The 26,739-nt window shown below is 66.6% G+C and carries 11 protein-coding genes; 9 read left to right on the top strand and 2 right to left on the bottom strand.

From position 1 onward, the window contains the following. From ACM6LR_RS38590 to ACM6LR_RS38550, 9 genes are all read left to right on the top strand, one after another. Positions 1-6,455 (top strand): amino acid adenylation domain-containing protein (locus tag ACM6LR_RS38590; RefSeq protein WP_414945573.1); only part of this gene is annotated, 6,455 nt, incomplete at its 5' end. Next, positions 6,452-16,669, top strand: a complete 10,218-nt coding sequence (locus tag ACM6LR_RS38585; protein WP_414945572.1) for an amino acid adenylation domain-containing protein — start codon at positions 6,452-6,454, stop codon at positions 16,667-16,669. The genes ACM6LR_RS38590 and ACM6LR_RS38585, both read left to right, overlap by 4 nt. Before the next feature lie 10 nt (positions 16,670-16,679). Further along, positions 16,680-17,615 carry a kinase gene (locus tag ACM6LR_RS38580; protein WP_414941210.1) on the top strand — a complete coding sequence of 312 codons (936 nt, stop codon included), beginning with the start codon at positions 16,680-16,682 and terminating at the stop codon, positions 17,613-17,615. Continuing rightward, on the top strand, positions 17,615-18,673 hold the full coding sequence (locus tag ACM6LR_RS38575) for a cysteine synthase family protein (protein ID WP_414941209.1): 1,059 nt from the start codon (positions 17,615-17,617) through the stop codon (positions 18,671-18,673). Before ACM6LR_RS38580 ends, ACM6LR_RS38575 begins: the two co-directional genes overlap by 1 nt. Continuing rightward, positions 18,670-19,911 carry an ATP-grasp domain-containing protein gene (locus ACM6LR_RS38570; RefSeq protein ID WP_414945571.1) on the top strand — a complete coding sequence of 414 codons (1,242 nt, stop codon included), beginning with the start codon at positions 18,670-18,672 and terminating at the stop codon, positions 19,909-19,911. Before ACM6LR_RS38575 ends, ACM6LR_RS38570 begins: the two co-directional genes overlap by 4 nt. Next, positions 19,908-21,407 carry an argininosuccinate lyase gene (gene argH, locus ACM6LR_RS38565; RefSeq protein WP_414945570.1) on the top strand — a complete coding sequence of 500 codons (1,500 nt, stop codon included), beginning with the start codon at positions 19,908-19,910 and terminating at the stop codon, positions 21,405-21,407. The genes ACM6LR_RS38570 and argH overlap by 4 nt, the downstream gene beginning before the upstream one ends. Continuing rightward, positions 21,404-22,999: an amino acid adenylation domain-containing protein gene (locus tag ACM6LR_RS38560; protein WP_414945569.1), complete on the top strand. Its 1,596-nt coding sequence runs from the start codon at positions 21,404-21,406 to the stop codon at positions 22,997-22,999. The genes argH and ACM6LR_RS38560 overlap by 4 nt, the downstream gene beginning before the upstream one ends. Positions 23,000-23,001: 2 nt before the next feature. Continuing rightward, a complete protein-coding gene (locus tag ACM6LR_RS38555) occupies positions 23,002-24,114 on the top strand; it encodes an SIS domain-containing protein (RefSeq protein ID WP_414945568.1) in 1,113 nt (370 codons plus the stop codon). Continuing rightward, a complete protein-coding gene (locus ACM6LR_RS38550; protein WP_414941204.1) occupies positions 24,095-25,111 on the top strand; it encodes a beta-ketoacyl-ACP synthase III in 1,017 nt (338 codons plus the stop codon). Before ACM6LR_RS38555 ends, ACM6LR_RS38550 begins: the two co-directional genes overlap by 20 nt. Positions 25,112-25,431: 320 nt before the next feature. Here the strand turns inward: ACM6LR_RS38550 and ACM6LR_RS38545 are convergent, their stop codons facing one another. Next, positions 25,432-26,154: a DUF2786 domain-containing protein gene (locus tag ACM6LR_RS38545; protein WP_414941203.1), complete on the bottom strand. Its 723-nt coding sequence runs from the start codon at positions 26,152-26,154 to the stop codon at positions 25,432-25,434. A gap of 139 nt (positions 26,155-26,293) precedes the next feature. After that, the coding region (locus tag ACM6LR_RS38540; protein ID WP_414945567.1) for a hypothetical protein at positions 26,294-26,739 on the bottom strand (446 nt) is incomplete at its 5' end.

Raw genomic sequence — 26,739 nt, 5'->3', positions numbered from 1 at the left:
GGATGTATCGCACGGGTGATCTGGCTCGGTGGAATGATGCTGGTGAGCTGGAGTTCGCGGGTCGTGCTGATGAGCAGGTGAAGGTCCGTGGTTTCCGGATCGAACCCGGCGAAATCGAGGCCGTCCTGTCTGAACACCCCGACGTCGCCCAGGCCGCGGTGATCGTGCGCGAGGACCAGCCAGGAGACCGGCGGTTGGTCGGCTACGTCCTACCTGCCGCGGCAAGGGACCGAGTGCCAGGCGCGGACGCCACCGACCAGCTCGAAGAGTGGCAGCAGATCTACGACTCGCTGTACAGCGGCGCGCAGGACGTGCCGTTCGGCGAGAACTTCAGCGGCTGGAACAGTAGCTACACCGGCGCGCCGATCCCGCTTGACGAGATGCGGGAATGGCGGGACGCGACCGTGGACCGGATCCTCAGCGTACGGCCGCGGCGCGTGCTCGAGATCGGTGTCGGTTCCGGTCTGCTGATGGCCAAGATCGCGCCACACACGGACGAGTACTGGGCTACGGACCTCTCGCCGACCGTGATCGAGGCGCTGCGTCGGCAACTGGAGGCCCAGCCTGCTATCGCCGATCGCGTCCGGCTGATGGCACGGCCGGCGCACGACATCGAAGGGTTACCCGCCGGCCGGTTCGACATCGTCGTTTTGAACTCCGTCGTCCAGTACTTCCCGGACGCCGGGTATCTGGCGAACGTCCTTCGGCAGGCGATGGATCTGCTTGCGCCCGGCGGAGCGGTATTCATCGGTGACGTACGGAACCTGAGGCTGCACAGGTGCTTCATCACCGCGACCCGGTTGCGTCAAGCGAACGCGGACACGGCCGCGGCGGAGCTGCGCCGTGCCATTGAACACGACATGCTGATGGAGAAGGAGCTCCTGCTCGACCCAGACTTCTTCGCCGCATTCGGTCAGGCCGTACCGGGCATCGACGCGGTGGATCTACGGATCAAGCGGGGCCGTTGGCACAACGAGCTGAACCGGTACCGCTATGACGTCTTCCTGCGCAAGGCCCCGGCCGTCAGCGAACAGGACGGCGGAACTGTGCTGCGTTGGGGCGAGGACGTAGCAGGATTCGAAGAGTTGGTGTCGCACTTGGAGCGACGCGACGGGCGTCTGCGGTTGACCGGTGTGCCCAATGCCAGGACGGCGGGCGAACTGGGCGCGATGCGGGCGTTGGACGCCGGTGAGGGACTGGCCGTGGTCCTGCATCGGCTGGAAGGGACGGCGGCGGTCGATCCCGAGGAACTGGCCGAACTCGCGGCGAGGTTCGACCTGCGGATCGCGGTCACGTGGTCAAGCACCACCGACAGCGGCTTCGACGTGGTCTTCACCAGCGAAGACAGCGAAGACAGCGGCGTCGCGTACCGGCCTGCCGGGAAGATCGATGCGCCGCTGGCGACCTACGCCAACCGTCCGGCTGACTCACGGGACATCGGTGCGCTGCTCGGTTCGCTGCCGTCCTACCTCGGCCGTTGGCTGCCGGACTACATGGTCCCGGCCGCGTTCGTGGTTCTCGAACGGCTGCCGCTGACCGCCAACGGCAAGCTTGACCGCGGAGCGCTGCCGGAACCGGATCTGGGCACGCTCTCCACCGGTCGGGCGCCGCGGACGCCACACGAGGAACTGCTGTGCGGGCTGTTCGCCGAAGTACTCGGCCTCGCCGAGGTCGGCGTCGAGGACAACTTCTTCGTCCTCGGCGGGCACTCCCTGTTGGCCACCCGGCTGATCAGCCGGATCCGCTCGGTTTTCGGTGTAGAGCTGGGGATCCGGGCCTTGTTCGAGTTCCCCACCGTGGCAGACCTGGTCGAGGTGGTGCGGACAGCGGCGGGCGCCAGGAGTGGCGTCCGGCGAGTCGCACGACCGGAACACATTCCCTTGTCCTACGCGCAACGGCGGCTGTGGTTCCTTGAGCGGCTCAGCGGTCCGAGCGCCACTTACAACATCCCGCTCACCCTCAGGTTGACCGGTCGATTCGACGTCGCCGTGCTGCGGCAGGCACTTGCCGACGTGGTCGCCAGGCAAGAGGCGCTCCGAACGGTTTTCCACGAGATCGACGGCGTGCCGTACCAGGTGATCCTCGATCCAGGTTCCGCGATACCCGAGGTGACCGTGGTGGCAGCGGATGATCTTGAGACGGCCCTCGCCGTCACGGCGCGGCAAGGCTTCGATCTGTCCACGCAACTGCCTCTGCGGGTCACGCTGTTCGCCTTGGCACCGGACGACAACGTGCTTCAGGTGGTCATGCACCACATCGCGGGCGATGGCTGGTCGCTGGCTCCGCTGGCCCGTGACGTCAGCGAGGCTTACATCGCGCGTTGTCGCGGAGAAGCTCCACAATGGACAGAATTGCCGGTGCAGTACGCGGACTATGCGCTGTGGCAACGAACAGCGCTGGGTGAGGAGGACGACCCGGACAGCCCGTTGGCGCGCCAGGTGCGGTATTGGCGTGAGCAGCTCGACGCCCTGCCGGAAGAGGTGAGCCTGCCGACCGACCGGCCGCGCCCCGCGGTGAGCGACTTTCGTGGTGGTACCGTGCCATTGCGGCTGGACGCTGGAACGCATCGCAAACTGGTTGCGCTCGCAAGGGAAACGCACTGCAGCCTGTTCATGGTGTTGCACGCGGCGTTGGCGACGCTGCTGACCAGGATGGGTGCCGGGACCGACGTCCCGATCGGTGGCGGTATCGCCGGCCGGACCGAGGACGCGCTCAACGACCTCGTCGGATTCTTCGTCAACACACTGGTGCTGCGGGCGGATACCAGCGGCGACCCGACGTTCCGAGCGTTGCTCGACCGGGTCCGCGAGACCGACCTCGCCGCGTACGCGCATCAGGACGTTCCGTTCGAACGGCTGGTGGAGGCACTCAACCCGGACCGGTCGCTGTCGCGGCACCCGTTGTTCCAGGTGATGCTGGATCTGCAGAACAACGCGGAAGCCGTGCTCGACCTGCCGGGGCTGATGGTCGCCCCGCACCCGGCGGACGTCGGAGTCGCCAAGTTCGACCTGATGGTCAGCCTTGCCGAGGACGGTGCGGACGGAGGACTCGACGGTGTCGTCGAGTACGCCACCGCGTTGTTCGACCGGGAGACTGTCGAGCTGTTCGCGTCGAGGCTGGTCCGGCTGATCGACGCCGCTGTCGCCGAACCCGGCAGGTCGATCAGCGAGCTGGACGTGCTGGCTCCTGCCGAGCGGGAACAGCTGTTCGTGCACTGGCAAGGCAAGCCGGGTACACCCGTGTCGGCGAGCCTGCCCGAATTGTTCGAAGCACAGGTACGCCGGACTCCGGACGAGCCTGCGCTGGTCTCGCCGGCGGTCACCCTGTCCTATCTGGAGCTTGACGGCCAGGCGAACCGGTTGGCGCGCAAGCTGAGCGAACTCGGTATCCGGCCGGAGGACCGGGTCGCGCTGTACCAGAGAAGGTCGGCCGACCTGATCGTGTCGGTACTGGCAGTGCTCAAGACAGGCGCCGTGTACGTGCCATTCGACGCTGCGCGGCCGGACGCAAGGTTCGAGCGTGTCCTGGCCGAGGTCGGCGCGGTCGCCATACTCACCGACGAAGCATCGTTGGATCAGTTGCCCGTGCTCGACCTGCCGATGGTCGTTGTGGACGTTGAACCGGCAGCGGACGCCGCCGGGGAAGCGCCGCGGATCGTGGTGCACCCCGACCAGCTCGCGTACGTCATGTACACGTCGGGTTCCAGCGGCGTGCCGAAGGGCGTGGCCATCACCCACCGGAATGTCTCCGACCTGGCGCTCGATCAGTGCTGGCCGAGCGGCCGCCATCGGCGCGTGCTCGCGCATTCCACGCACACCTTCGACGCGGTAACCTACGAATGGTGGGTGCCGCTGCTCAGCGGCGGCACCGTGGTCCTGGCTCCCGCGGAACAGCTCGACGCCAAACGCATCGGCGAACTCGTCCGTGAGCACGACGTGACCGGGGCGTACTTCACTACCGCCCTGTTCAACTTGCTGGCACTGGACGCGCCCGAGCAGTTGGCGCCGTTGCGTGAGATCTGGACCGGTGGTGAGGCCGGGTCACCGGCGGCCATGAGCCGGATTCTCCAGCGGTGTCCCGAGACGAACCTCGTGCACGTCTATGGCCCGACCGAAACCACGGTGTTCTGCTCGTACGCACAGATGACGGTCGAGGCGAACCTGGCACGACCCTCGTTGGGCCAACCGATGGACAACACCCGTATCTACGTCCTCGATGCCGCGCTGCGGCCGGTTCCTCTTGGCGCGCAAGGGGAGCTGTACGTCGCAGGCACCAGGCTCGCCCGGGGATACCTGAACCACCCCGCGCTGAGCGCCGAGCGGTTCGTCGCCGACCCGTTCGGGCAGGCGGGCAGCCGGATGTACCGGACCGGTGACGTGGTCAGGTGGAGCGCGCGTGGCGACTTGAGTTTCGTGGGCAGGGCGGACGACCAGGTCAAGATCCGCGGGTTCCGGATCGAACTCGCCGAGATCGAGTACATCCTCGCCGACCATCCAGGCGTCGGTGGGGTGGCGGTGACCGTGCACATGGATCAGCGCGGCGGCAAACACCTCGTCGGTTATTACGTCGCCGAGGACAGTGCGGCGGAGGACACCGTTCTGATCCGCGACTACCTGCGTGGACGGCTGCCGGACTACATGGTGCCCACGACCCTCGTCGTACTGGACGCCCTGCCGCTCAAGTCGATCGGGAAGGTGGACCGCAAGCGTCTGCCCGCGATCGACTTCGCCGCGAAGGTGGGTGACCAGGTCCCCCGCACGCCGACCGAAGAGGTGATGTGCGCGCTGTTCGCCGGGGTCATCGGGCTCGACAAGGTCGGGCCGGATGACGGCTTCTTCGAACTCGGCGGGGACAGCATCGTGTCGATCCAACTGGTCAGCCGGGCCAGGGAGGCCGGGCTGGAGTTCACCCCGCGTGAAGTGTTCCAGAATCCGACACCGGCCGCTCTCGCCGCGATCGCGAGACCGGTCGTCTCCGTGGAGGTCGCGGACGACGGCGTCGGCGACGTGCCGCTCACGCCGATCGTGCACTGGCTGAGGCAGCGGGGCGGCCCGGTCGACCAGCTCAACCAGGCGATGCCGGTCGAACTGCCCGCGGGACTGGACGAGACGCGGCTCGTCGGAGCCTTGCAAGCGGTGCTGGACTGCCACGACGCGCTGCGGATGAGGCTGAACCGCGCCGGCGGACAATGGTCGCTGCAGGTCGAGCCACGCGGCACCGTCCGCGCGGAGGACGTGCTCGAACACGTTGACGTCCGTGGCATCCAGGACGGTGAAGCGGCAGCCCTGTTCGCCACTCACTTCGCCTCCGCGCAGCGTGCGCTGGCGCCAGAGGACGGCGTGTGCGTGCGGTTCGTCTGGTTCGACGCGGGCAGTGAACGCACCGGCCGGCTGCTGTTCATGGCCCACCATTTCGCGGTGGACGGTGTGTCGTGGCGAATCCTGTTGCCGGACCTGCTGACCGCATTGGAGAAGGGGCCTGCCGCGCTGGCACCAGCGGTGACGTCGTTCCGAAGGTGGGCGCGTGAATTGGTCCGTGCGGCGAACGAACCGGCACGAGCAGACGAACTCGACCTGTGGACTCGTATCCTGCGAACGCCGGACCCCGCGCTGACCCGACGGCCGCTCAACCCGGCGAAGGACGTGCACAGTACCGCCCGCCACCTGCGGCTCCGGCTGCCAGTGGAGACGACCGGTCCCGTCTTGACCACGGTTCCGGCCGCGTTCAACGCGGGTGTCAACGACGTCCTGCTGACAGCGTTGGCGCTGGCTGTCCGGCAGTGGCGCCGCAGGAATGCCTCCGCGGTGCTGATCGCGTTGGAAGGCCACGGCCGTGAGGAAATCGGCGCGGGGCTGGACAGTACGCGCACGGTCGGCTGGTTCACCAGCGTCTTCCCGGTCGCGCTCGATCCGGGAACGACGGATGACCGCGCCGCGGCGCTCAAGCGGGTGAAGGAAAACCTGCGAGAGCTGCCGGACAACGGCATCGGTTTTGGCCTGTTGCGGTACTTGAACGACGACACCGCCGGTGTGCTCGCGGCACTGCCCTCCCCGCAGATCGGCTTCAACTACCTCGGCCGGTTCAGCGTCGAGGAGCCCGGAACGGACACCGATCCGGGCGAAGTGGATGGTCCGGGCGGTGGCGCCAACGCCGATCTGCCCGTCCCGTATCCGTTGGAGGTCAACGCGATGACCGAGGACGGACCGGACGGGCCGGTCTTGGCGGCAACCTGGTCGTGGGCGAGCGAGCTGTTCACCGAGGCTGAGGTGCGTGCCTTGGCCGAGCTGGTGTTCAGCGAGCTGACCGCATTGGCCGCACTGGCAGGCCTGCCGGGGGTGGGCGGGCTCTCGCCGTCGGACCTGTCCGTGGACTCGCTCAGCCAGGAAGAGATCGACGAGTTCGAGGATCTGCTCGCGGACGACGAGCGGGACGCTGAATGGGGTGCATCAACGTGAGCCGCTCACGGGTCGACGACATCAGGCCGCTGTCGCCATTGCAGGAAGGCCTACTGTTCCACGCTCTATACGACGAACATGGCACGGACGTCTACACGGCCCAGCTCGTCTTCGACCTGAGCGGGACGGTCGACACCGAGCGGCTGCGCTCGGCTGCGGCGACCATGCTGCGACGGCATGCCGCGCTGCGTGCGTCCTTCCGGCACCGCAAGTCGGGCGAGCCGGTGCAGGTCATCCACCGCGAGGTCCGGGTGCCGTGGGAGGAGATCGACCTCACCGGTCTCGATACGGACAAGAGGGCCGCGGAGCTGACGCGGTTGCTCGAAGCCGACCGGTCGCGCCGGTTCGACGTGGCCCGGCCGCCACTGATGCGGTTCACTCTGATCCATTGCGGGCCCGGCGACCACCGGTTCGTGCTGACCAACCATCACCTGGTGATGGACGGCTGGTCGATGCCGCTGCTGGTCGGCGAGTTGTTCACGCTGTACCTGGAAGGCGAGCAGGCCCGGCTCGCCGCACCACCGGCCTATCAGGGGTATCTGACCTGGCTGGCCGCACGGGACCGGACGGCGTCCGAGCGGGCGTGGCGATCCGAACTGTCCGGTGTGGACGAGCCGACCCTGGTGGCAGGCAGCGGTCACGGCGATCCGGTCACCCCCGCCGAAGTCACGGCCGAGCTGCCGGACGAGCTGACCAGCGCGCTCACCGCGTTCACCAGGGCCAACGGCCTGACGATGAACACGGTGGTGCAGACGGGGTGGGCACTGCTGCTCGGCAAGCTCACCGGCCGCTCGGACGTGGTGTTCGGCACCACGGTGTCCGGCCGGTCCGGCCAGATCCCCGGGATTGAGACGATGGTCGGATTCTTCATCAACACCGTGCCGATGCGGGTCCGCCTCGATCCGGCACTGTCGTTGCTGGATCTGCTCAAGCAAGTGCAGGACAAGCAGTCGGCGCTGGCTGAGCATCAGCACGTCGGACTGAGCGACATCCAGCGGGCGATCGGTGTCGGCGAACTGTTCGACACGCTCACCGTGTTCGAGAACTACCCGGTGGACGCGATCGAGCTGGCCGGGGACACGGGGCCCGCCGATGTAACCGTCACCGGCATGAGCGGGCACGACGCCATGCACTACCCGCTGGGCCTTGCCGTGACTCCAGGACCGCGCCTGCGACTGCGACTCGGCTACCGACCGGACATCTTCGATGGCGCCGAAGTCTCGTCCTTCGCCGAGAGCCTGGCCGGACTGCTGGCACGCGTGGTCGCGGATCCCCACGCCCCGATCGGCCGGATCGGCGGACTGGCACCGGACGAGCATCACCGGATCGTCGTCGAATGGAACGACACCGCGACCAGCGTGGCGCCGGTGACCTGGCCGGAGTTGTTCGAACGCCAGGTCGCCCGTACGCCGGACCGTCTAGCCGTCGAGTCCGGTGCCGCCACCTTGTCCTATTCGGACCTCAACACTGCCGCGAACCGGTTGGCGCGCAGGTTGATCGGCAAGGGAATCGGCCCGGAGGACATCGTCGCCGTCGCGTTGCCGCGGTCGGCGGATCTGGTGGTCGCCATACTCGCGGTGCTCAAGACCGGCGCGGCATATCTACCGCTTGACCCGGCGTACCCATCGGCACGGCTGGAGTTCATCCTCGGCGACGCCGATCCGTCCTGCCTGGTGACCGACGAGGACACCATGGCGGACATGCCGCCCACTTTGATCGCCCGCGTCGACGTCCACGAACCAAGGTCCGCGGACCTGCCCGCCACCGATGTGACGGATGACGACCGGGGCACGCCGTTGAGCGTGACCAACACCGCTTACGTCATCTACACGTCCGGATCCACCGGCCGTCCCAAGGGCGTCTCGGTGACGCACAAGGGACTTGCCACCTTCTCTGCCAACCAGCGGGCCGGATACCGGATCACCGAGGAAAGCCGGGTCCTTCAGTTCGTATCGCCGAGCTTCGACGTCTCGGTAGCTGAGCTGTGCCTGGCGTTGTTGTCCGGCGCGTCCCTTGTCGTGCCCACGCGGACCACCGCGGGCGAGGAGCTGGCGCGGCTGCTGGCGGACCTGCGGATCACCCACGTACACATTCCGCCCTCCGTGCTGGCCAGTGTGCCGAAGGTCGCCCTGCCCGACCTCGAAGTGCTGATCACCGGAGCCGAGACCTGTGCACCGGAGGTGATCGAGTTCTGGTCGCGCGACCGGCTGATGGTCAACGCCTACGGCCCGACCGAGTCCACTGTGGATGTCACATATCACCCGTGCGAGCCGGGTACCCGTGGACCGGTGCCGATCGGCAGGCCCATCGCGGGCGCCCGGGTCTACGTGCTGGACGCGGCACTGCGGCCGGTTCCGGCCGGTGTCGTCGGAGAACTCTACGCGGCCGGCCCAGGGCTGGCCCGTGGCTACCTCCGTCGACCGGGCGGAACCGCGGAGCGGTTCATTGCCGATCCGTTCGGGGAGCCGGGCGCACGGCTGTACCGCAGTGGTGACCTCGCCAAGTGGCGGCCGGACGGCACCCTCGAATTCAGCGGCCGCGCGGACGACCAGGTGAAGATCCGCGGGTTCCGTCTCGAGCCAGGCGAGATCGAGGCCGTGGTGTGCGAGCACCCGGGGGTCGTGCGGGCCGCGGTCATGGTGCGCGAAGACCGGCCGGGACGGCGGCAACTGGTCGCGTACGTTGTACCCGCTGGGGAAACGGCCCCGGACGAAGTCGAGCTTCAAGCCCACGTCGGTGCGCGCCTACCGGACTACATGGTGCCTGCCGGATTCGTGGTGTTGAAAACGCTTCCCTTGACCTCCAATGGAAAGCTCGATCGTCGTGCCTTGCCCGCGCCTGCGGTGCCCGGCCGGCGTGGCCGGGCACCGGGGACACCGGCCGAGGAAACGCTGGCGCGGTTGTTCGCCGAGGTGCTCGACCTTCCGTCAGTGGGCGCCGACGACGACTTCTTCCGGCTGGGCGGCGACAGCATCACCTCGATTCAGCTGGTGGCCCGCGCCCGAGGCGCAGGGCTGGTCTTCACCCCGCGTGAGGTGTTCCAGTACAAGAACGTTGGCGCACTGGCACTTCGCGCCCGCTCGGCGACGAAGGCGGTGCGCTCAGGGGCCGATGACGCGGTCGGTGAACTGCCCGCGACCCCGATCATGCGCTGGTTCGCCGAACGCGGTGGTCCGATCGAAGGCCTGAACCAGGCCATGTTGGTAACCGCCCCGGCCGGGCTGACGCCGGATCGGTTGACCCGCGTCGTGCAGGCATTGCTCGACCACCACGACGCACTGCGGCTGCGCGTGCTCGACGGAGGACAGATGGAAGTCCTGCCGCGCGGGGCCGTGCCTGCCCGCGACCGCGTCCTGACCATTGATATCAGCGGCCTGGATGATGCCACGCAACACACGGCCATCGCCGACGGGATACGCGACGCCGGTGCCGGTCTGGATCCGGCGACCGCGAAGATGGTGCGGGCGTTGCACTTCGACGCCGGCGCAGACCGTCAGGGACGGGTGTTGCTCGTGGTACACCACTTGGCGGTCGACGCGGTTTCCTGGCGGGTCCTGCTGCCCGACCTCGTAGCAGCCGACTCCGAATCGCCCTCGCTGCAGCCGGTCGGCACCTCCTTCCGTGCCTGGGCAAGGCAGCTGATGACCGAGGCGCAGGCCGAGAGCCGACAGCGAGAACTGCCGTTCTGGCAGTCGATGTTCCGCGGAGCCGGTGCACCGCTCGGCGGTCGTGCCCTCGACCCGGCCAACGACGTGCTCGGCAAGACGGTGACCCGGTCAGTAACGTTGTCGGCGCAGCACGCGGACGCGCTGCTCACCCGCCTGACCACGGCATTGCTCGCGAACCCCGGTGAAGTTCTGCTCACCGGGCTCTGCCTCGCGGTCAACCGTTGGCAGGAATGGCAGCCGACCGACGGCCACGCGATCCTCGTGGATCTGGAGGGGCATGGCCGCGAAGAGACCGACGGCGTCGATCTCTCCCGCACGGTCGGCTGGTTCACCAGCGTCTTCCCGCTCAGCCTCGACCACGGTGAGCTCGACTGGGACGACGTGCTCGCCGGTGGCAAGGCCGCGGGCGACGCGGTCAAGCGGATCAAGGAACAGCTCAGGGCCGTGCCCGACAAGGGTCTCGGATACGGGCTGCTGCGCTATCTGAACCAGCGCACCGCGGCTGAGCTGCGTCCGCTGCCCGCGCCACAGATCGGGTTCAACTACCTTGGCCGGTTCGGCGGTGCGACCGGTGCGACCGGATCGGACTGGATGCCCGCGGCGGAACTCACCGGCATCGGTGGCAGCGCGGACCACGATATGCCTGTCGCACATGCGATCGAGGCGTCGGCGGTCGCAGGCGACGAGCTGACCCTGACTGTGTCGTGGCCGGCTGAGCTGATGTCTGCGAACCAGGTCGACGATCTGATTGAACTGTGGCGGGTCGCGTTGATTGCGCTGGCCCGGCACGCCGACAGCGGGATGGCCGGTGGGCTGACTCCCTCCGACGTGCCTCTCGTCGCGCTCGACCAGCGCCAGCTCGATCTGCTCGAAGCGGCTCGTGGCCCGCTCGCGGACGTCCTGCCTCTTTCTCCGCTGCAGGAAGGGCTGTTGTTCCACGCTCGGTTCGACGAGTCCACAGTAGATCCATACGTCGTGCAAATGGTCTTTGACCTCGAAGGCCCTTTGGATACGCGGCGATTGCGAACCGCCGTGCGGGCACTGGCCGACCGGTATGGCAACCTCAACGCCGGGTTCTGGCTCGACGGCCTCGACCGCCCGGTTCAGTTCGTCCCGGCTGTGGACACCGCTGAGATCGTCGAACTCGAAGCGTCCGACGAAGTCGAGCTGGCCCAGTCGCTGACCGAGGAGCGGACGCGGCCATTCGACCTTACGCGCCCGCCGTTGTTCCGATTCACCGTGATCCGGACCCGGACGGACCGCCATCGGCTGGCGTTCACCGCACACCACATCCTCGTGGACGGGTGGTCCACTCCGGTGCTGGTACGCGACCTGTTCACGCTCTACACCGAAGGACCGGACGCTCTGCCCGCGGCGACGCCATACCGCGACTATCTGGAGTGGTTGTCGGGGCAGGACCAGGGTGCGGCGGAACAGGCTTGGCGGAACGTGCTTTCCGGGCTGTCCGAGCCAACTCTGCTCACGACGCCGGAGAAGCGTTGGCACGAGCCGGCTCCCGGAGAGGTCACGGTCGACCTCGACCCGGCGACTGTCGACGCTCTGAGCAGTGCGGCCCGGCAGCATGGCCTGACGTTGAACACCGTGGTGCAGGGCGCGTGGGCGATCCTGCTCGGCTGGTTGACCCAGCGCGACGATGTCGTTTTCGGCACGACCGTATCTGGGCGGCCACCGGTGCTCCCCGGCATCGAGACCATGGTCGGGTTGTTCATCAACACGTTGCCCGTCCGTGCCCGGCCACAGCCAGCGAACAGTGTGCTCAACCTGCTCACAGCCATGCAGGAGCAGCAGTCGCGGTTGGACGAACACCAGTACCTCGGGCTCGCGGAGATCCAGCGGGTCGCTGGGCACGGTGAGCTCTTCGACACGTTGACGATCTTCGAGAACTACCCGTTGACCGCCGCGCCCGAGCAGAGTGACCGGGCGGAACTGGACATGCTCGGGGTCACCGGCAGGGAGGGCACGCACTATCCACTCGCGCTGTCCATCGTGCCGGGACCGGGAACCTTGCGGCTGCGGATGGCGTTCCGTGCCGACCTGTTCGAAGAGGAGTGGATTACCGCCACGCTGGACCGGCTGATCGGAATCCTCGCGCAGACCGCCGTTGATCCCACTGTCCCCATCGGACGGCTGAAGATCATCTCGGCCGGGGAACTCGACCGTGTGCTGACCGTGCCGAATGACACGGGCCGTGAGTATCCACAGTGGTCTGTGGCGGCGCTTGTCGAGGCCACTGCGGAACGGACTCCTGACGCTGTCGCGGTATCGGGTGCGCTGACCTACCGCGAACTCAACGAGCGCGCGAATCGCCTGGCGCATCTGTTGATCGCCCGTGGCGCGGGTCCTGAACAGATTGTCGCCCTGATGATGCCGCGCACGGCGGATCTCGTCGTCGCCGTACTGGCCGTCCTCAAAACCGGCGCGGCGTATCTGCCGATCGATCCGGACTACCCCAGTGACCGCATCGCGTACATGATCGAGGACGCCGAGCCTGTGCTTGTGCTCACGGTGTCCGAATTCGCATCGGCCGAACCCTCGGCGGTCGTGTCCTTCGACGCGATCACGGCCGATTTGAGGGGGATGAACAGTCACAATCCGGTCGATGAGGACCGGCTCAGCCCCTTGACGCCCGGCAATTGCGCCTACGTGATCTACACGTCCGGTTCGACAGGCAGGCCGAAGGGCGTTGCCGTACCAGTGGCCGCGCTGGCCAATTTGTTGCTGGACATGCATGACCGTCTTGGCATCACCGAGGACGATCGATTCCTCGCGGTGACCACGTTCGGCTTCGACATCGCCAATCTCGAGCTGTTCACACCGTTGCTTGCCGGTGCTGAACTCATCGTCGCCGGGCGGGACACCGTGCGCGACCCGGCCGCGCTGGTGGCCTTGATTCGCGGGAATGGGGTGACGGTGTTGCAGGGGACGCCGTCGTTGTTGCGGGGTGTGGTGGGTGTGGATGCGGGTTGTTTGGCTGGTGTTCGGGTTGTGGTGGGTGGTGAGGCGTTGGATGGGGGTTTGGCGTCTCGGTTGTGTGTGTCGGCTTTGAGTGTGGTGAATGTGTATGGGCCGACGGAGACGACGGTGTGGTCGACGGCTGGTGTTGTCGGGGCTGGGCCGGTGTCGATTGGTGGTCCTGTTGGGAATACGCGGGTTTTTGTGCTGGATGGTGGGTTGCGTCCGGTGGCGCCTGGTGTTGTGGGTGAGTTGTATATCGCGGGTGCGGGTGTCGCGCGTGGGTATGTGAATCGTTTTGGGTTGACGGCGGAGCGGTTTGTGTCGTGTCCGTTTGGTGTGCCGGGTGGGCGGATGTATCGCACGGGGGATTTGGTGCGGTGGTCGTCTGGTGGTGAGCTGGTTTTTGTTGGTCGTTCTGATGATCAGGTGAAGGTTCGGGGTTTCCGGATTGAGTTGGGTGAGATTGAGGCGGTGGTCGCTGGGGTGGAGGGTGTTGGGCAGGTGGTGGTGATCGCGCATGATCGTGGTGCTGGTGATGTGCGGTTGGTCGGCTATGTGGTCGGCGATGGTGTGCTTGATGTGTCGGTGTTGCGTGGGCGTGTGGCGGAGTTGTTGCCGGAGTACATGGTGCCGTCGTTGTTCATGCGGGTTGACGAGTTGCCGTTGACGGCCAACGGGAAGGTTGATCGGCGGGCTTTGCCGGAGCCGGATTTCTCGGTGGTGGTGTCGAATCGTGGTCCTCGTACGCCGGTTGAGGAGATTCTGTGTGGGTTGTTCGCCGAGGTTTTGGGTGTTGTGTCGGTGGGGATCGATGATGGGTTTTTCGAGCTGGGTGGTCATTCGCTGCTGGCGACGAGGTTGATCAGCCGCATCCGCAACACCATGGACATCGAAACCGGGATCCGGGCGCTGTTCGAGAACCCCACCGTCGCTGGACTGGCCCGCATCCTCGGGGAGACCGACTCGGCCCGGCCGGCGTTGGTGGCGTCGGATCGGCCGGACATCGTGCCGTTGTCCTACGCGCAGCAAAGGCTGTGGTTCGTCAACCAGTTCGAGGGCGCCAACGCGACCTACAGCATTCCTGTGGCCTTACGGCTCTCCGGTGGCTTGGACATCGACGCCCTACGCGCGGCGCTCAATGACGTGGTCGCGAAGCACGAGGCCCTGCGGACGAGATTTACGGAGAACTCGGGTGAGCCGTGCCAGACGATCGTGGACCACGTCGAGCTCGCCCTACCGATCCGGCCGATGGCCGAGGCCGAGGTAGAGCGGCAGATCGCGGCGGTCGCGCTGCTTCCCTTCAACCTGGACGTGGATCTACCGATCCGGGCGACCCTGTTCGCCATCGATGCCACCGAGCACGTGCTTCTGCTTGTGCTGCATCACATCGCGGCCGACGGCGAATCGCTCGCCCCGCTGGTACGAGATCTGGCGACGGCATACGAAGCCCGGCGCGGCGGTGGATCGCCCAAGTGGCCGGCGTTGGCCGTGCAGTACGCGGACTTCACACTGTGGCAACGGTCCTTGCTGGGGACCGAGGACGACACGGACAGTGTCCTGGCAGCGCAGATGTCGTATTGGACGAGCCAACTGGCTGGGCTGCCGGACGAGCTGGACCTCCCTGTCGATCGGGCACGTCCGGCGGTGTCCAGCTATCGCGGCAGCCGGGTCTCCTTCGCCGTCGATCCGAACGTCTACAATGGATTGATCGAACTCGCACGGGCATCGGGGACAACGATGTTCATGGTCGTCCATGCGGCACTCGCGGTGACGTTGGCCCGGCTCACCGGCAGCACCGACATCACGATCGGCACACCGGTAGCCGGTCGGACGGAGGAGGCACTGGACGGCCTGATCGGGATGTTCGGCAACACCTTGGTACTCCGCGCGGACGTACGCGGAGACAGGAGTTTCCGTGACCTGCTCGCGCACATCCGGCAGACCGACCTGGCGGCGTACGCCAACCAGGAGATTCCGTTCGAACGGCTCGTCGAGGTGCTCAACCCATCGCGTTCGCTGGCCAGGCACCCGCTCTGCCAAGTTGTGCTGACCATGGGAGGCGCGGGTGACCTGGACGTGTCGATCCCCGGCCTCACTGTGACGCAACAGGGTACCGAGTTGAACGTGGCCAAGTTCGACCTGTCGTTCGAAGTCGAACAGGACCCGGCCGGAGGCTTGTTCGGCACACTGCGGTACGCCACCGACCTGTTCGACCCGGACAACGCTGTGGCGATCACCGAACGACTGACCAGCGTGCTGACCGCGGTGAACGGGGAACCGGACTGCCCGGTCGGCGATCTGGACCTGCTCACTGCGGCCGAACGCGAACGTGCGCTGGCCGGAGCTCCGGACTACGTTCTCGATGACGGACTTCGACCATTGCCGACCTATGAGCGCGGCGCACTGTATGAGGCAGGCGACGGCGAGAACGCGGTGGTCACTCCCTTCGGACAATCGGTTGTACCCACTGGGAGAACGGCATGGCGTGCGGCGGATGGCACGCTCCGGACCCGGTCGGAGGTACCGTCCCCAGCGTTGACGACAGGGGACGCGCCGGACGCTGATCGGGTCGATCGGCTGTGCGAGCTGTTCGCCGATGTGCTTGGTGTCGACTACGTCGAACCGGATGAGGGATTCTTCGACATCGGCGGACATTCGCTGCTGGCGATGAGGCTGGTGAACCGGGTGCGGGCCGAGTTCGGCATCGGGATGACGATCCAGACGTTGTTCGAGGCGTCGACGCCGGTCGAACTCGCGACGGCACTGGCAGACGGCCCGGGGGGCGAGCCCTATGGCGTCCTGCTCGCGCTGCGGCGCAAGGGAACCGCGTTGCCACTGTTCTGCGTGCACCCCGGCGCGGGCATCAGCTGGGTGTACTCGGCGATACTGCCTGCCATCGGCGCCGACCGGCCAGTGTACGGGCTGCAGTCGCGAGGCTTGGCGGGAGCACAGCACCTCCCGGAGAGCGTCCACGAGGCCGCGGCGGACTACCTCGACCAGATCCGCCGAGTTCAGCCGAACGGGCCTTATCACCTGCTCGGATGGTCTTTCGGCGGCATGGTCGCGCACGCGATGGCGGTCGAACTGCAGAAGCAGGGTGAGCAGGTCGATCTGCTCGCATTGCTGGACGTCTATCCGTTCAGAGACCCGGTAGAACCAGTGCGGGTGGTTGTCAGCGAGCAGGAGGTGTTCGCGACCGTGATGGACTTCCTCGGCCAGGAGGTGTCCGATCAGGAAATCGCGGATCTTAGGTTCGGACACCTCACCGAAGCGCTGGCGGCGGAAGCCGACCTGCCGCTGCTGAGTGAAGAGCAGATCGGCGCGCTGGCCGAAGTCAGTGCCAACAACAGCTATCTCAACCTGAAACACGAACCAGGGTTGTTCGCAGGTGACTTGCTGTTCTTCACCGCCGCGGCGGACCAGACCGGCCCTCCCGAGGTGTGGCGACGGCACGTGACCGGGGAGATCCACCGCCACGACATCGCGTGCGCGCATAAGGACATGATGAGACCTGGCCCGGCGGTGGAGATCGGTCGGGTGGTCGACCGATGGCTGAACGGGGCGAGGTGAGGTGGACTTGATGATCACGCGATCCGATGTGGACAGTACGGCTGGTGTGGGAACGGACGGCCGGACCGGACAGGTAGCGGTACGGGCTCACCACGGTGAGTTTCTGCAAGGGGTCTTCCCGGACGGCAGACGGCTGGTGCGCGGTCTGATCTCCGTGCCCTGCGACCTCCACTCGGTGACCGCGACCTTCACCCCCGCCGAATCCGAGGAGCTGACCGTGGAGCCGCACTGGAAGAACAAGGCACATGCGGCCGCCGAACTCGCACTGCGGGAACTCGGCATGCCTTGTGCGGGCGGGCACTTGGAAATCATTGGCGGCGCGCCGTTGCGTCGTGGGTTCGGATCGTCCACTAGCGATGTACTCGGGGCCATTCTCGCGGTGTACGACGCTTTCGCCGAGACACCCGCCGACGATGTCGCGGCCGCTCTCGCGATACGTGCCGAGCAGGCTTCGGACTCGATCATGTTCGAGCGGCACACAGTGCTGTTCGCACACCTCGAGGGGGTCGTGATCGAGGACTTCCACGCCGACTTCGTCCCGCTGGAGATCCTCGGCTTCGGCACCAGTGAGCACGGACTCGGCGTCGACACCATCGCGCTTTCGCCGGCCAGGTACAGCTCATGGGAGATCGAGCAGTTCCGCGTGCTGCGGGCGCTGGTCCGCCGTGCGATCGCCGACGGCGACGCGCGGCTACTCGGCAGCGTGGCCACGGCCAGTGCCCGGATCAACCAGCGGCATCTGCCGGTGCCCCAGTTCGATCAGCTCGCCGGGATCGCGTCGCGGTCCGGCGGCATCGGTTTGCAGGTCGCGCACAGCGGCGACATCGCCGGGCTCCTGTTCGACCGCGAAGACCCAGACATGGAGGGGAAGATGGACTACGGTGCGGTTTTGTTGCGCAAGGCCGGGTTCGCTCAACAGTGGCGTTTCCAGGTGGGGGGCCGGTGATGCTGAGCCAGTCCGTACGTGAGCGCTCACACGCTTACAGCTCGATCATCGAAGCGACCGAGCTACCGCGGCTAGTCCGGTTACGCGCCAACCTTTATGCCGCGGTGTTCGGGGTGATGAAGCTGCTGCCGGCCCGGTTCATGATCGACCGGGCGGAGGACCGCGGCCTACTGACACCGGACACCACGGTGATCGAGACCTCGTCGGGCACCTTTGGGCTCGGCCTCGCGATGGTATGCGGGATGCGTGGGTATCGCGTTGTCATCGTGGGGGACCCGGCCATCGACGCGAACCTGCAGCGCCGCATGCGTGGTCTGGGTGCCGAAGTCGAGATCGTCGACACACCGAGCGCCGCCGGCGGTTACCAGGGCGCGCGACTGGAACGGGTGGCCCAGCTCAAGGACCGCTACGCCGACCACTACGTGCCAGGGCAGTACGACAACGTGGACAACCCTGCGGCCTACGCGGGAGTTGCCGAGTTGATCAGTGACTGCCTCGGCCCGATCGACTGCCTGGTCGGCCCGGTGGGTTCGGGCGGGTCAACCGGCGGACTCGCGTCCTTCCTGCGCCTCGGTACACCGGAAATGTCCTTGGTCGGCGTGGACACGCACGGAAGCGTCATCTTCGGGATGCCGGACCGGCCGCGTCTGGTGCGCGGCCTTGGCAACAGTCTTGTCCCGCCGAATGTCCGGCACGCGGCGTACGACGAAGTGCATTGGGTCGGCGCCGAGGAGACCTTCCGCGCCACCCATGACCTGCACAGCACGCATTGCCTGTTCATGGGGCCGACGAGCGGTGCCGCGTACCTCGTCGCCGACCGGTGGGCGGTCGAGAACCCCGACGCGACAACCGTTGTCGTGTTCCCCGACGAGGGCAACCGATACCAGGAGACCGTCTACTCCGAAGACTGGTTGCGTGACAACGGAGTGTGGCCGCTCACACCACAGGCCGGCCCGACGCACGTTGAGCACCCTGGCGACGTCGCGCCCACTTGGTCGTGGATGAGCTGGGCCCGCCGCGAACTCACCGACGTGCTGCCAGCGGCGGCCGCACGATGAGCGAAGTCGTGCTGCTACTGGAAAGCAACACCACCGGGACCGGCAGGGACTTCGCCAGGCGGGCCGCGGAACTCGGTGCCCGCCCGCTCGTGGTCACCCACGACCCCGGGCGGTACCCGTACCTCGCGGCGGACAAGGTCGAGCACATTGTCGCCGATACCGCGAATCCGGCCGAGGTCGAGACGATCGCACGCAACCTCGACGCTGTCGCGAGAATCGCCGCGGTTACCACCAGCTCCGAGTACTACGTGCCGTCAGCCGCCGCAATCGCCAAGCTCATCGGCAGGCCCGGTCCGGACCCGCAGGCCGTCACCGCCTGCCGGGACAAGGGAACGCAGCGCGCCGTGCTTCGGTCCGCCGGTGTGCAGGTGCCCGACTTCGAGCTGGTGCGGACTGTAGCCGACGCCGGGGAAGCGGCTCGACGGGTCGGCTTTCCCGTTGTGGTCAAGCCGGTTCAGGGATCGGGAAGCCTCGGAGTGCGTCAGTGTCCCGACGAAGAATCCGTCACGAAGCATGCCTCGCGTCTGCTGGCCAAGATGACCAATGAACGGGGACTCGCCGTGCCACCGGAGATCCTCGTGGAAAGTGAGGTGCCTGGCCTCGAGTACTCCGTCGAGACGTTCGACGGAGAGGTCATCTCAGTGGTACGCAAGCATCTTGGGTCACGGCCACAGTTCGTCGAGCTGGGACACGATGTTCCCGCTCGGATTACCGAGTCCGAAGTAGACATTCTCAACCGCGTCGCACTGGACGCGCTGCGGGCACTCGGACTCGGCTGGGGCGCCGCGCATACCGAGATCCGGTTGGCCGACGGTCAAGCCTGGCTGATCGAGGTGAATCCACGGCTGGCAGGTGGTCGAATCCCCGATCTGGTCCGGTTGTCGACCGGCGTCGATCTGGTACGCGCCCAGGTGGCGGCGGCTCTGGGGCTTGCCGAACGGCCCAGAGCCGCCGCACACACAGGTGCCTCGATCAGGTTTCTCACGGCCGCGACCGCGAGTGTGGTCACGGCGACCGAGTCCGCCCTGGCCGCCGTAAAAGCAGTTCCCGGCGTCGTTGATGCCGTGGTCTACCGCGCCACTGGCGACCTGATCGGCCCAGCCGCTGACTTCCGTGACCGCTGCGGTCACGTCACCGCGGTGGCAGGCCCGCACGGTACCGCCGCGGCCGCGGCCGAGCAGGGACTCGCCCGGATGGCGGCGGTACTCGGCCCGGCGGGAAACGGCGGAACACGATGACCGGTACGACAACGTCCACTGCGGACACCGGACGGTTGGTCACCCCGTTGTCGGAGACTGCACAGCGGATCCTGTTCAATTCCGGGGCACCGGACGGACCGGACCCGCTCGTCACCGAGATGCGCGACTTGACCGAAGTGGACCGGGCCCACCTAGTCATGCTGACCGGCAGGGAAATCATCGAACCGAGCCAGGCCCGATCGCTGCTCACCGCGATCGAGTCGTTGCGGCGCACGGACTACGCGAGTCTCCGCGAGCGTCCGGCACCCCGCGGCAGGTACCTCAGCTACGAGTCCTACCTGATCGATACGCTCGGCGCGGACGTCGGTGGAGTGCTTCATACGGGCCGTTCCCGCAATGACCTCAACGCCACCACGACCCGGCTGCGGGCCCGTCCGCTCTACACGGCACTGATCGACGAAGTACAGCATCTCGCCGCGGAACTCCGCACCCGCGCGCTGAAGTACCGCCGGACGACGATGCCCGCGTACACCCATCGGCAGCCCGCCGTCCCCATCACCTACGGCCACTACCTCATGGGAGTCGGCAACTCGGTCGCCCGCAGCCTGGCCGGCCTGTTCCTCGCAGGCGAGGAAATGGACGTGAATCCGCTGGGCGCGGGTGCGGTCGGTGGCACGTCGGTGGCGATCAACCAGCAGCGCACCACGCGTCTGCTCGGCTTCGCCCGTACGGCCACGAACTCGCTCGACGCGGTGGCATCCCGGGATTTCGTGCTGCGCCTGCTTTCCGAGGCCGCGATGCTAGGCGTACTGCTCGCCAGGGTGGCACAGGACATCTCACTCTGGTCGACCGAGGAGTTCGGACTCGTCCGAGTACCCGACGACCTCGTCGGGTCCAGTTCGATGATGCCGCAGAAGCGCAACCCGTTCGTACTCGAGCACGTTCAGGGCAAGGCGACCGCGGCCATGGGCGCGTTCGTCGCGGCGGGGTCTTCGATGCACACCAGCGGCTACACGAACGCGATCGCCGTGGGAACCGAGGCGGTCAACCACCTATGGCCGGCACTGCGGACCACCACCGAGGCGGTGGTGTTGCTACGTCTGGTGATAGCCGGCACCGAGCCCGCCGCCGATCGGATGGCACAGCGCGCGGAGCAGGGCTATACCTCCGCGACTCAGCTGGCTGAACACCTTGTCGCCGGTGGCATGCCGTTCCGCACGGCGCACCACGAGGTCGGCCGACTGGTGCTGCGTGGTCTGAAGACGGGCGAACCGCTCGACGTCGTGGCACGCGACGTCGCGGGGTCCGCGTCGATCCGACAGGGGCAACTTGACCCGGCCGCGGTGGCAGAAGTGTCTGACTTCGGCGGTGGTCCTGGACAAAGTTCCTTCGACAACGCCTTGTCGACGCTCGAGAGTGACCTCGCCGGCACCGCCGAGCGGTTCGCCGAACGACAGCGGCGATGGGCCGCTGCCTCGGCGGAACTCGACCATGAAGTCCAACGCCTGCTCTGCGACAGTCCGGAGCGGCGATGAACGGCGGGGGAATGCTCGTGCCGGACATGGTCACCGCGGTCGTGGCTCGGCAGCCGGACGCGGTCGCCGTGGAAGCCGCAGGCATGAACCTGACGTACCGCCAACTGGACGACGCGGCGACCGCGCTGGCGGCTGTGCTCAGAGCGCGTGGTGTGGGCCCCGAGACGTGCGTCGCGGTTTGCTTCGAACGGTCGCCCGCGCTGGTGGTCGCGATGCTGGCGGTGTTGAAGGCGGGTGGTTTCTACGTCGCGCTGGATCCGGAGTATCCGGCAACCAGGCTGGACTTGATGACCGATCAAGCGAGAGCCGTGGTAGTCGTCGGTGACCGACCCAGCGCCAGCCGGTTGCCCGACACCCTGGGCATTCCGATCGTGGTGGTGGATGACAACGGCAGGGCCGACATCCCTTCCGTCGAGCGCGGCACGGCGTCAGAAGTGCGGCCTGGCCACACCGCCTATGTCGTGTACACATCGGGTTCGACCGGTACACCGAAAGCCGTTGTGGTGCCCCATTCGGCGCTGCGTTGGTTCGTCACGAACATGGCGTATGCCGACCCGGGGCCGCGAGATGTGATCGCACTCGCTTCGAGTCCTTCGTTCGACGCGTTGGCCTTCGAATGTTGGACGGCGCTATGTCATGGTGCGCGGCTTCGTGTCGTGCCCAGATCCGTGCTGCTGTCTCCGCAAAGTCTCACCACGGTGTTACGCGGTGTCACGATGATGTACGTGACCGCGGCGTTGTTGCAGCAACTCGCGATGGAAGCTCCCGAGTTTGCCGCGGGCCTGCGGGTCTTGTTCTTCGGCGGGCAGCGCGCGGACTTCCGGGCCGTCTCGCTGGTGCGGAAGGAATCAGCACCGGCGCGGCTGATCCAGGTGTATGGGCCGACCGAGACGACTATCTGGTCGTCCCACCAGACCGTGGACTTCACGATTCCCGCGGACTGGATCCCGCTCGGCACGCCGATCGCTGGTTCGACCGAGTATCTTCTCGACGAGTGGCTGCGTCCGGTCGCCGCCGGTGGTCGCGGCGAGATCTACCTCGGCGGAGACGGCGTCGCCCGCGGCTATCTCGACCGGCCCGATCTGACCGCGGAGCGGTTCCTGCCCGATCCGTTCCGGCCGGACCGCGCGGGCGCCTTGATGTACCGCACGGGAGATCTCGCCCGCCTGCGGGACGACGGGGCGATGGAGTTCCTCGGCCGCGCGGACGGGCAGGTCAAGATCCGAGGGTTTCGGATCGAACTCGGTGAGATCGAACTTGCGCTCGCCACCCATCCGGCAGTCGCCACGGTCGTGGTCACCGCCGCCGAAACGGCGGGCGGAACGCAGCTGATCGCGCACTACGTACCGGTGAGCGGCGTGCGACCACCGGACGCCCAACAGTTGAGGCAGTACCTCGCCGATCGGCTGCCACTCTACTCGGTGCCCGGATTCTTTCAGTCATGGACGCGAATTCCCCTGGCGCCTAACGGGAAGATCGATCGGGGCGCACTCGCGCCCGCGCTGACCCCGGACGGCCGGATAGACCGGCGCGCTCTCGGCGCGCGCCGGAGGTCTCCTGATAACGAAACACTGATCCAACAAAGGAATTGATCATGCAATCACGACTGGATCGGTACGAGCGATTTATCGAAAAGGAGTACTTGCCGGGACTGCTCAAACCCGATGAGTACTCGATGGCGGGGCTGACCGAGGGGTTGCGCGAGCGGCTGGCGGCCAACCGGTTCAAACGGATCGCGTTCACCGGGATGGGGTGCTCCGCGATCGTGTCCGACATCGTCCGCGGCTACTTCACCGAGCTGCGCCTGCCCGTCGAGGTGCACGTCCTCAACGACTACGACTTCCGTTTCCTGGCGCCGGCTTCGGCGCTGGACGACGAGACGCTCTACGTCGTCAGCTCGTACAGCGGGCACTCCACCGAGCCGATCATCGCGTTCGAGGCGCTGCGGGGCCGGCCGGACCAGATCATGCTGCTCACCTCCGGTGGCAAGCTGGCCGAGCTCGGCGCGGCAGCCGGCGTCTCCACCCTGTACTGGCGACTGTCCGAACCAGACAGGGAATATCCGCTCTTCCACGTGTCGCAGTACTTCGCGATCCTGATGGACGTGTTCTACCGACTCGGCGTGCTCGACAGCGACCACCGCGATGAACTGGCCAGGCTGGCAGGGATACTGGGTGACGATCTCGAAGCAGGCGGGCATGAGCTGGTCGAGTCGATCGCCGCCGCCGCGACGGACGCCAATATCATCATGATCAGCTCGCCGAAGTGGCACGAGAGCTTGTTGAAACTGTGCAAGATGCACCTCAACGAGATGGCGATGGTCCCGGCGACGAGGAACTTCTTCCATGAGTTCTGCCATAGCGAGGTGGCCACACTGTCCGATCCGGACCGCAGGCACTGCGTGATCTGGCTGTCCGACGAGGACGACGACGAGTACACCATCCGCAAGGGCGAGAACCTGCGGCAGCTGCTTTCGGCCGATGTCCCGCAGAACCGGAATGTGTCGATGGTGCGGATCCACCTCGGTCAGGAAGGGTTCCTCCACAAATACTTCGCGGCACTGAACATTGTGCAGCGGGTTGCTTTGTCGCTGGGACGTCACCACCTCACGAAGTCGCGTGACCTGATCTCCGAGTCGGCAGGGAACGCCTGGTACCACAGCACGACCATCGCCGCGGAAGGACGCCATGCGAACAGTGCACGATAACGATGCGGCCGTGCTCTGCGGCCTCGGTACCTGGCTGCCGCCGCGGGTAGTGACCAACGACGAGATCGCGCAGCGGCTGGACACGTCCGACGAGTGGATTCGCACCAGGACTGGGATCCGTGAACGCCGCGTCGCGACTGAGGGGATCGCCACGGTAAAGATGGCCGTTGAAGCGGGTAAGCGGGCGCTGAGGTCTTCCGGAGAGAACACGATCGACGCACTCGTGCTGGCGACCATGACGCCTGACCAGCTGTGTCCCCCCAGTGCGCCCCAGGTGGCCTCCGCATTGGGCTTCAACGGGATTCCCGCGTTCGACGTCAACGGCGCGTGTAGCGGATTCCTCTATGGCCTCGCGACCGGCAGCGGTCTCATTTCCACTGGAACAGCGCGGCGCGTTCTGGTTGTGGGCTCGGACACCATCACTACATTGATCAATCCGGACGACCGGGCCACGATGCCGATCTTCGGCGACGGGGCGGGCGCGGTCGTCCTACGTGCGGGCAGGCCCGACGAGGCAGGGGCACTGGGTCCGATCGACCTGCACAGTGACGGAGACGGGGCGAACTTGCTGGTCGTGCCCGCGGGCGGGGCAAGGCAGAAAGTGGACCGCACACCGGCGACGCCGGCCGACTACTTCGTCGCCATGCAAGGAACCGAGATCTTCTACCTCGCGTACTCCCGGATGACCGAATCCGCCAGGGATGTGCTTGACCGGGTCGGCCTTACCGTTAGCGACATCGACGTCTTCGTCGGCCACCAGGCGAACAGCAGAATCCTGCACACGACGGCGAAACAGCTGGGCCTGGCGGCGGAAAAGGTGATGATGAACATCGACAAGGTCGGCAATACCATCGCGGCCTCCATCCCGCTCGCGCTGGCCGACGCCGCGCGTGACGGCATGATGAAGCCTGGTGACGTGGTGCTCATCAGCGCGTTTGGTGCGGGGGTGACTTGGGGTTCGACTGTGTTGCGGTGGCCGGATGTGCCGCCCGGCTGACCCGAACCGTGGCTGTCGGCCGTCCTCGCCAGAGAGCAGTGGCCCGAATGTGGTGCACGACGAGAATTGCGAGGTGGCTCGATGTCTGGCCACCGGGGCAGCAGCGCGACGGCCACGACGCGTCCTGCCGCTGCGCTCAGGGCATCTGGACCGGACTGATCTCCAGGATGGCCGAATGTGTCGAGTTCGGCTCGATGCAAGAAGAGCCTGGACTACCTTCACCTTTCACGAAGGGCGGCACAGCCACAGCTCCATGAACTCCCATGCTGGGCGGGAACACTCCAGGCACAAGGCCAGGAGAAGCCCGCCACCCTGCTGTTTTAGCTGTTGCGGCGACGGCCGACTCGGGTCGCGCCAAGGTCTGCGCGCTCGCCGGCGGAGTGCCCGTCGAGGTAGCCGCTGCCGGACAGGCGCCGCGGTGGTGCTGAGCGCAGGTTGCCGTACTGCTCGTCGTATGCCTGTTTGACCATCGCTGTCCGGTCCTGGAGTACCAGTACGGCGGAGGGGTTGCCCGCTGTCGTGGTGTGGGTGTGGGCGGCGGCGTGTTCGCTGTTGCGGAGCCGTTCGTAGACGGCGCCGGAGAAACCGTGCAGCCAGGTGCGCCGGTACGCGGCCACTGATTCCCCGGCGAACACGCGGTCCTCCGGGCGGACCCTGGTCAGCTGAGTGGTTGCCTGCAACAGCAGGCTCGTGTACAGCAACTCGACGCGCTCCAGATCGGACCGGAAACCGAACACCGTCACCGCCGTGACCGACTGGCCGAGCCGGTACAGCAACGCCCGGCACCGCAACGGATGCGCGATGTTCGTGAGCAGCTCAGCCTTGTCTCGGCTGTACGGGTTGTCGAGCGGGATCGTGACCTGGGTGATCTCGTCGGTGGTCGCGCCGGATGCGGCCAGCAGCGCCTGGTCGATGCCGTAGCGGGCGATCAGTTCGGCGGCCTTGGTGTTGTAGGACTCGGCTTCGGCCTCGGTGACCGCCGGGTCCTCGGCCTTGGCGAGGAGTTTCCGGACGCGTGCGAGCAGCGTGTCGTGATCGGGCATGGCAATCTCCACATTGGTGGTTGGGGATGGTGACGAGAGGACGGTGCGTGCTGCGTGTACGCGCATCGGGTTGCGCCAGTCCGGGGTGTGGCTGCTCTTCCGTGCAGCGAACAGCCACGCCCCGACACTGGCCCGCGCGTCAGTTCAGGGGGTGCTCGTCGTGCTCGATCAGGAGCAGACGCGGGGCTCCTCGCAGCACGAACAGATGAATAGCGCTCCAGCAGACGAGCACCACGCCACCGAACAGGGCGACGATCGACACCATGGGCTTGCCGAACAGGTGATCACCGGAGAGAACGGAGTCGAGACCGCTCCCGAGTCCCGCACTGCTGAAGATCAGCAGCAACAGGTGCAGGTCCACTACTTCGTCGATTCTCTCCGCTTTGATGTCGTGTCTCGATAGGACGTCGCACTGGCGGTGACCAGCCGTAAGTGTGTTGCGCTCCTGCCTGTCTCGAATGTAGGTGCGAGACATGTTGTTGATTTTCTTCTTGTTCGGCGGGTGGGAGTTCTGGGGTGTCCAGCGGTGGCCGATCGTTTTGGACGGCATGTCTGTTCTTGTCGGCGACGATCTGGCGTTTGGGG

This window comes from Amycolatopsis sp. cmx-11-32, from assembly GCF_047608695.1.
GTDB lineage: Bacteria > Actinomycetota > Actinomycetes > Mycobacteriales > Pseudonocardiaceae > Amycolatopsis.
This window is presented reverse-complemented; position numbering and strand designations above follow the sequence as displayed.

Coding starts and splice junctions, on each gene's coding strand:
- ACM6LR_RS38580 (WP_414941210.1), top strand. CDS start 16,680: ATGATCACGCGATCCGATGTGGACAGTACGGCTGGTGTGGGAACGGAC.
- ACM6LR_RS38575 (WP_414941209.1), top strand. CDS start 17,615: ATGCTGAGCCAGTCCGTACGTGAGCGCTCACACGCTTACAGCTCGATC.
- ACM6LR_RS38570 (WP_414945571.1), top strand. CDS start 18,670: ATGAGCGAAGTCGTGCTGCTACTGGAAAGCAACACCACCGGGACCGGC.
- argH (WP_414945570.1), top strand. CDS start 19,908: ATGACCGGTACGACAACGTCCACTGCGGACACCGGACGGTTGGTCACC.
- ACM6LR_RS38560 (WP_414945569.1), top strand. CDS start 21,404: ATGAACGGCGGGGGAATGCTCGTGCCGGACATGGTCACCGCGGTCGTG.
- ACM6LR_RS38555 (WP_414945568.1), top strand. CDS start 23,002: ATGCAATCACGACTGGATCGGTACGAGCGATTTATCGAAAAGGAGTAC.
- ACM6LR_RS38550 (WP_414941204.1), top strand. CDS start 24,095: ATGCGAACAGTGCACGATAACGATGCGGCCGTGCTCTGCGGCCTCGGT.
- ACM6LR_RS38545 (WP_414941203.1), bottom strand. CDS start 26,154: ATGCCCGATCACGACACGCTGCTCGCACGCGTCCGGAAACTCCTCGCC.